The organism is Gammaproteobacteria bacterium (genome assembly GCA_003696665.1).
In the GTDB taxonomy this organism is placed as follows: domain Bacteria; phylum Pseudomonadota; class Gammaproteobacteria; order Enterobacterales.
Genome location: RFGJ01000227.1, coordinates 1 through 6,942, shown reverse-complemented (window position 1 = coordinate 6,942; position 6,942 = coordinate 1). Strand labels below are relative to the sequence as shown.

Below are 6,942 nucleotides of genomic sequence, written 5' to 3'. Positions count from 1 at the left end.
GACAATCGTTGCAAAGTCTTTTCAAACCGTTTGAGACCTTCCTGAATTTCTTCATCACTGATAAGCAGTGACGGAACCAATCGAATGGTATCTGGACCAGCAATCAGCAGCATCACCCCATCTGACAAAGCTTCGGTGATAACCTCTTTGGCACGTCCCTGCCAGGCTTCTGTCATTGGCAAACCAATCATGAGCCCCATGCCACGCGGGCGATCAAATAGCTTATATTGTTCGGCAAACCGGGACAGCGCTTCTTGCAGCTGTTGTCCCTTTGTGACAACGCCGTCAAGCACCTCGGGTTGGTTGACAATGTCGAACACCGCACAACCGACTGCGCCTGCTAGGGCATTGCCACCATAGGTCGAACCATGGGAACCAATGCCAAAACTTGCCGCAATGTCTGCTGTTGTCAGCATCGCGCCCACCGGAAAGCCGCCACCAAGCGCTTTGGCCGTCGTGAGAATATCTGGCGTCACGCCAAAATGCTCATAAGCATACAACTTGCCCGTCCGTCCCACTCCCGTCTGGACCTCATCGAAGATCAAAAGCGCGTTGTGTTTGTCACAAACGGCCCGCGCCGCCTGAATAAAATCACGTTCCGCTGGGATGATCCCGCCCTCACCCTGAATGGGCTCAAGCACCACAGCACATGTCTTATCGCTCACCGCATCAGTCAACGCCTCAATATCATTGTAAGGTAGATGGCGGATGCCAGCTGGCAAAGGCTCATACCCCCGAGTGTACTTGGCTTGGCCACCCACACTGACGGTAAACAATGTCCGACCATGAAAGCCCTTGTAAAACGCGATGATTTCCGATTTCTCTTCACCAAAGTGATCATGGGCATATTTACGCGCCAACTTAAACGCTGCTTCATTCGCTTCTGCGCCGGAATTAGCGAAAAAGACTTTTTCAGCAAAAGTGTGTCTGACCAACCGTTCTGCCAATGCCAGGATCGGCTCATTGGTAAAAACGTTGGAGACATGCCACAGTTTTTCTGCCTGCGCTTTCAAGGCGTCCACAATCTTTGGATGACAGTGGCCAACCGCATTGACCGCGATACCAGCCGCAAAATCAATATAATCACGCCCTTCCGTATCCCAAACGCGAGAGCCCTGCCCACGTACTGGAATGATTTTGGCCGGGTTGTAATTGGGTACCATCCATTTGTCGAAATCACTTCGCTGATAACTCATATCCAACCTTACATCACACTTGGTTTGCTCAGGTGCGCTTATAGTGCGCTTTTCGCGTCATAAATTCCAGCCGGTCACGCAACTTTTTTATCATTCGCTTTGGTCAACAGTTCTGTATAATGAAAGTCTTTGGGATCGATAAAGACGTACATTATGGTCGTTGTTCGTCCTGCACAACTTGACGACGTAGAGACCATGTACCAACTGGCTTTGGAAGCTGGTCATGGGCTTACCACACTACCCGCAAACCGTGAACGCTTGACACAAAAAGTATTGCATTCACAAGCATCATTCGACAAAAGCGTTCAGGCGGCGGGCGACGAATACTACCTGTTCGTGCTTGAAAATGACGACGGTGAAGTCATCGGGACCAGTGCCCTTGAAGCCGCCGTCGGCTTGAAGCAGCCCTTCTACACCTACAAGGTTGGAACGATTGTGCACTCCAGCCATACCCTCGGTGTACATAATCAGGTTGAAACCCTGTTTTTAGGGAATGACTACACGGGCGCCACAGAATTGTGCACACTCTTTTTATCACCCCGATATCGCAAAGGACATAACGGGCGCCTGTTATCGAAGGCTCGCTTCTTATTCCTTGCTCAGTTTCCCGAGCGGTTTGCCAATCTAGTCATTGCTGAAATGCGTGGCTACAGTGACGAGCAAGGCCGCTCACCGTTTTGGGAAGCCCTTGGTCGGCACTTTTTTTCCATGAGCTTTGCCGAAGCTGACCGATTGAGCGGCTTGGGTTCCAACCAGTTCATTGCCGAACTCATGCCGAAACATCCGATCTATACGTGTCTATTGCCGGAAGAAGCAAGGCAAGTGATAGGGCAGGTCCACCCGCATACCCGGCCGGCCCTCAAGCTGCTGCAATCTGATGGTTTCCGCTATCGTAAATATGTGGATATATTTGATGCGGGCCCAACCATCGAGTGCGAAACAGATAAAATCACCACGGTTCGTGAATCGAGGACAGGGGTTGTCACCGAAATCGAAAATCAGAATAGCGAACTAGGTGTCATGCATCTTATTTCCAATACTCGGCTTGCTGGTTTTAGGGCGGTTGTGGCGCCATTGCTTGGCACTCAGGAAGAAGGTTACATCATATCTGAGCGGGTGGCAGAACGTCTTAACATCAACAAAGGCGACACCATTCGTGTGGCACCCTATCGCCGATAACAATGGCTTTGGAAAATTGAATTTCACATGAGGATACTATGTACGAAGCAAACTTTGACGGTCTAGTCGGCCCAACCCACAACTATGCAGGACTATCGTTGGGCAATGTGGCATCACTGTCCAATGCCGCCTCCGAATCGAACCCCAAAGAAGCGGCGCTGCAAGGGCTGTTGAAAATGAAAGCCTTGGCCGATATGGGCTATTTGCAAGGCATTATTCCGCCGCTTGAGCGCCCAGATGTCTACACGCTGAGAAAACTTGGCTTCTCAGGCACTGACGAAGAAGTCATTCAAAAGGCGGCCAAACAAGCCCCCAAAGTGCTGGTGGCTTGCGCATCGGCATCAAGCATGTGGACAGCGAACGCCTGCACAATGGCACCGAGCACAGACACTGCCGATCGCAAAGTTCATTTTACCCCTGCGAATCTGGCCAATAAATTTCACCGTTCCATCGAGTGGCCGCAAACCGCCGAATTACTGAAAAAAATCTTTTCCGGCGAGCATTTCGTGCATCATGCGGCATTGCCTCAAGGCGAACATTTTGGCGATGAGGGGGCTGCCAACCATACGCGCCTAGCACCTAGTTATGACGCCAAAGGCGTACATTTTTTTGTGTTTGGCCGCTATGCGTTCGACTTGTCCAAACCCGCACCGAAAAGATTTCCCGCCCGTCAAACCAGAGAGGCCTCAGAAGCCGTCGCCAGACTGCATCAACTTGATCCCCAAAGAACCGTTTTTGCCCAACAAAATCCGGACGTCATTGATCAGGGGGTTTTTCACAATGACGTAATTTGTGTGGGCAATTTGAATGTTCTGTTTTTTCATGAGCATGCTTTTCTCAACAAGGATGAAACCCTTACGGCCCTGAAAGAAGCCTGGCAAAGCGAAACGCCGCTTCATTTTATCGAAGTCCGTGACGCGGATGTCTCTGTCAGTGATGCCGTAGCGACGTATTTATTCAATAGCCAATTGCTGGCAAGGCCAGATGGCCGCATGTTACTTGTCTGTCCCGCAGAATGTCGAGAAAACCCACGTGTGGCAGCCTACTTGGAGAAACTGGTTGACAGCAATGGGCCAATTGCTGAAGTACGAATCTACGATGTCAAACAGAGCATGCGGAATGGTGGTGGCCCAGCGTGCTTGCGGCAGCGCGTCGTTTTGAGTGAGCTTGAGCGACAGGCGGTCAATCCGGCATGCTGGCTAACGACTGATAGCTATGAGGCCTTGGTTGCGTGGGTTAATAAGCACTATCGCGACCGCCTGACCGAAGCGGACTTGGCCGATCCTCAGCTCTTACAGGAATCTCGGACGGCCCTGGATGAGCTGACTCAGCTACTCAAGCTCGGCTCGGTTTATCCATTTCAAAAACTGGGGGCTTAATGTGTTCTTGCGTCAACCGAATTGGCGAACGTGCGTTTGGAACCATCATGAAGCATGTACAAATGGGTTGGCGCTGTGTACACAACATACATTTTGGACGCATCACGTTCCCAGACAGCAGATACGCGGAACACTCATATGTCGGGTGTGTTGACACAAGCGAAAAAGCAGGCACTGGACCGTTTCCTGGCAAGCGTCGAACGCCGGGCATATGTGATGGCCAAAATGGCCATCAACTCACACGATGAAGCGCTGGATATTGTACAAGATGCGATGACCAAGTTGGTCAGCAAGTACCACGACAAACCAGAGTCGGAATGGAAACCCTTGTTTTACAAAATTCTTCAAAGCCGAATTCGGGATTGGTATCGACGAGAAAAAGTTAAAAGAGGTTTTTTTGGTTGGCTCGGTAGCGGTCGTGCCGAAGACGAGTACTACGGCGATCCCCTCGAACAATATCCCGGTCATGATGCCTCTGATCCCAGTATGGCCGTCGATCTTAAACGGGCCAGTGTGAAAATCGTTGAAGCATTACAAACACTCTCGGTGAGACAACAACAAGTTTTTATGCTGCGCATCTGGGAAGGCCTGGATGTCAAGCAAACGGCTTATGCAATGGGATGCTCAGAAGGCTCTGTCAAAACACATTTGTCTCGAGCACTCAACGCGCTCAAGGAAAAGCTACACGACTGGGGTGATGACGATGAATAGGCGAGATGATTTCACAGACCAAATTAATCAAGCGCTGAATGCAGAAGCAGACAGCCTTGACTATCGCACGCAAATCGCCTTGCAAAGAGCCAGGGCAGAGGCCTTGCAGGAGGCACGTCAAAGCCGACCCGCCCGCACGTTTGGGTTGGCATTGGCAACAACCGCATTATCGGGTTTTCTGGCATTTACGCTATGGTGGCCGCATGCAAACAACGTGAACGATGCGCCCTCCGATTCTGCCAGTTTGTTTGCCGACTTGGAAATCTTGGCAAGCGATGCGCCGGTCGAGCTCTATGCCGAAATGGAATTTTATTTATGGCTAGAAGAAAGTGGAGAAGACGATGCGGCGGCATAACTATTGGTTGGTTGCAGTACTTCCCTTAGTAGGCAGCCACCTCCTGGCCGCCAATGAGCGTCCGAAGCATAACACTGAAAAGGAAGACGCCATACCTAGTTTGGAGATGTTATTGTTTTTGGGCGAGTTTCAAGACGATAACGGAAAGTTCGTTGACCCCACGGAGATTGGTCTGGTTCAGAGAGGAATGCCCAAGGACAAAGAGGCAAAAGCCAAAATGACGCAAGAGACACAACCCAAAGTAAGCGGAGAACAGCCATGAATGGTCGGTGGCGATTGATTGGCATGATATGCCTGCTTGTGTGCATTGGACTCACACCATCCCCAGCGAAAGCCGCGGAAACCAATGATTGGGACAGTTTAACGCCGCAACAGCAGCAAATGCTGCAAAGATTTAAAGACCGATGGCAGCAACTGTCACCCGAGGCTCGCCAAAAGGTACTGCAGGGGTTACAGAAATGGCAGAGCATGTCACCTGAAGAAAGAAAACGTGTTCAGGAACGGTTCAAACGCTGGAAAAAACTTACTCCAGCACAAAAGCAACGCGCACGCCAAATGTTTCGGCGTTTCCGAATGCTTCCTCCTGAACAACGCGAACGACTGCGTCGGCAAATTCAACGATTCAAAGCCTTGCCGCCTGATAAACGTCGTCAACTGCGTGAACGCTGGAGACGACTGTCTCCCGAGCAGAGGCAACGTCTGCGTCATAAATGGCGACAAAGACAACGGCAGCGGCGTCCTTGATATCATTGAAGCAGTTAGCCCAATGCGGCTTGCCAAGCAGGCCGCATTGGTCAACCATACAAATAAACCCCTTGTACGCACTTTCGGCTTTTGCGCCAACAAACTTTCTTTACCACCTACACACCTCCGACAACTGGCCTCGTGATTGACGTTTTCGGCATTTTTGCGCAAGCTAGCAACGAGACACTCAAGAGGGAGTCGTTATGCGCGCATCTTTTTTAAAAATACTGTTTCTCAGCCTGTTCGCATTGCCAACTTGGGCTGGGCAACTGGTGACCTACACTTGGCAGGGTCAGGAGTTTGAAGGCTACTTTACGTTACCGGCCCCAGGCGCTCCGCTTATCCTTTTGATCCATGATTGGGATGGACTCACAGATTATGAAATCAAGCGAGCTGACATGCTGGCAGAGAAAGGTTATGCCGTGTTTGCCGCAGATCTCTTTGGCAAAGGCATCCGCCCCACAGAAAACAAAGATAAGCGTCAGCATACGGGTGAGTTGTACAAAGACCGCGAGAAAATGCGAAACCTTATGCGGGCTGCGCTCGCCGAGGCGCGGAGACGAGGGGCTGCGCAACAAGGCGGGGTCGCCATAGGTTACTGTTTTGGTGGGGCGGCAGTGCTAGAGTTGGCGCGTGCTGGGGAGCCACTTGATGGGTTTGTGACTTTTCACGGCGGGCTAAGAACCCCCAAGGGGCAAGATTACCGTAAGACAACAGGCACAGTCATGGTATTCCACGGCTCAGCCGATACCGCAATCACAATGAACGATTTCGCAACACTGGCGCAACAGCTTGAGTCCGCTGGCATCAAACACGAGATGACCACCTATGGCGGGGCACCTCATGCGTTCACCGTTTTCAACTCACCCAACTACCGCAAGGACGCCGACCAAAAATCTTGGGCACGGCTGTTGAGTTATCTGGAAGAGGTATTCTAAGCCGAAATTCATCGAACAGGCATCGTTCTGCCCTGCTCGATAATCGTCAGACATGCAAAGAAAAAATAAACTATTTGTATTTCCCGGTTGTTACCTTCATCGCGACTCACAAGGCCCCCTAAAATGGCCATTTTAGGGGGATGACCAGATTCAGACAAATGTGAGATATTGAGGATACGAAGAAGGGGCCTCATGCTGTCTTAGAACAACTCAAACGATTTGAACTCCTTCGTAATGGACATGGCCTGACGGCGTCGGAAGCGGCGGACATACTGGGCATAAGCCGCGCGACGCTTTACCGTTGGCGCCAACGTTTATTGAATGGTGGCGTGAAGGCATTGACCCGGCATCTCGTCGTCCTCGGATATTTCGAAAGAGACGCTGGACGATGAAAGACGCCGAAGCGGTCAGGCGTTTACGAATGAGCTTTCCAGCATTGG

The 6,942-nt window shown here is 51.0% G+C and carries 9 protein-coding genes; 8 read left to right on the top strand and 1 reads right to left on the bottom strand.

Features of this window, described 5'->3' with window-relative positions; all coding sequences use genetic code 11:
- Positions 1-1,196 (bottom strand): aspartate aminotransferase family protein (locus tag D6694_06395; GenBank protein ID RMH43945.1); only part of this gene is annotated, 1,196 nt, incomplete at its 3' end.
- Positions 1,197-1,349: 153 nt separating this feature from the next.
- Here D6694_06395 and astA point away from each other — a divergent pair.
- The 8 genes from astA (at position 1,350) to D6694_06355 (ending at position 6,894) form a co-directional block, all read left to right on the top strand.
- Complete coding sequence (astA, locus tag D6694_06390; protein RMH43944.1) at positions 1,350-2,375, top strand: arginine N-succinyltransferase; 1,026 nt, start codon at positions 1,350-1,352, stop codon at positions 2,373-2,375.
- Positions 2,376-2,413: 38 nt separating this feature from the next.
- Positions 2,414-3,754 carry an N-succinylarginine dihydrolase gene (gene astB, locus D6694_06385; GenBank protein ID RMH43943.1) on the top strand — a complete coding sequence of 447 codons (1,341 nt, stop codon included), beginning with the start codon at positions 2,414-2,416 and terminating at the stop codon, positions 3,752-3,754.
- A 138-nt stretch (positions 3,755-3,892) separates the two neighbouring features.
- Complete coding sequence (locus D6694_06380) at positions 3,893-4,465, top strand: RNA polymerase sigma factor (protein ID RMH43947.1); 573 nt, start codon at positions 3,893-3,895, stop codon at positions 4,463-4,465.
- Entirely contained in the window at positions 4,347-4,820 is a 474-nt protein-coding gene (locus D6694_06375; protein ID RMH43942.1) for a DUF3619 family protein, read from the top strand. The genes D6694_06380 and D6694_06375 overlap by 119 nt, the downstream gene beginning before the upstream one ends.
- The gene (locus tag D6694_06370) at positions 4,807-5,082 is read left to right on the top strand and encodes a hypothetical protein (protein ID RMH43941.1); all 276 of its coding nucleotides are present in this window, start codon (positions 4,807-4,809) and stop codon (positions 5,080-5,082) included. Before D6694_06375 ends, D6694_06370 begins: the two co-directional genes overlap by 14 nt.
- On the top strand, positions 5,079-5,564 hold the full coding sequence (locus D6694_06365) for a DUF3106 domain-containing protein (protein ID RMH43940.1): 486 nt from the start codon (positions 5,079-5,081) through the stop codon (positions 5,562-5,564). Before D6694_06370 ends, D6694_06365 begins: the two co-directional genes overlap by 4 nt.
- Positions 5,565-5,767: 203 nt before the next feature.
- Complete coding sequence (locus D6694_06360; protein ID RMH43939.1) at positions 5,768-6,502, top strand: dienelactone hydrolase family protein; 735 nt, start codon at positions 5,768-5,770, stop codon at positions 6,500-6,502.
- A 167-nt stretch (positions 6,503-6,669) separates the two neighbouring features.
- Complete coding sequence (locus tag D6694_06355) at positions 6,670-6,894, top strand: helix-turn-helix domain-containing protein (protein RMH43946.1); 225 nt, start codon at positions 6,670-6,672, stop codon at positions 6,892-6,894.
- The last annotated feature ends 48 nt before the right edge of the window (positions 6,895-6,942 follow it).

Excerpts from the sequence above, each read along its gene's own strand:
- astB (RMH43943.1), top strand. The coding sequence starts at position 2,414 with ATGTACGAAGCAAACTTTGACGGTCTAGTCGGCCCAACCCACAACTAT.
- D6694_06380 (RMH43947.1), top strand. The coding sequence starts at position 3,893 with ATGTCGGGTGTGTTGACACAAGCGAAAAAGCAGGCACTGGACCGTTTC.
- D6694_06365 (RMH43940.1), top strand. The coding sequence starts at position 5,079 with ATGAATGGTCGGTGGCGATTGATTGGCATGATATGCCTGCTTGTGTGC.
- D6694_06360 (RMH43939.1), top strand. The coding sequence starts at position 5,768 with ATGCGCGCATCTTTTTTAAAAATACTGTTTCTCAGCCTGTTCGCATTG.
- astA (RMH43944.1), top strand. The coding sequence starts at position 1,350 with ATGGTCGTTGTTCGTCCTGCACAACTTGACGACGTAGAGACCATGTAC.
- D6694_06375 (RMH43942.1), top strand. The coding sequence starts at position 4,347 with ATGTCAAGCAAACGGCTTATGCAATGGGATGCTCAGAAGGCTCTGTCA.
- D6694_06370 (RMH43941.1), top strand. The coding sequence starts at position 4,807 with ATGCGGCGGCATAACTATTGGTTGGTTGCAGTACTTCCCTTAGTAGGC.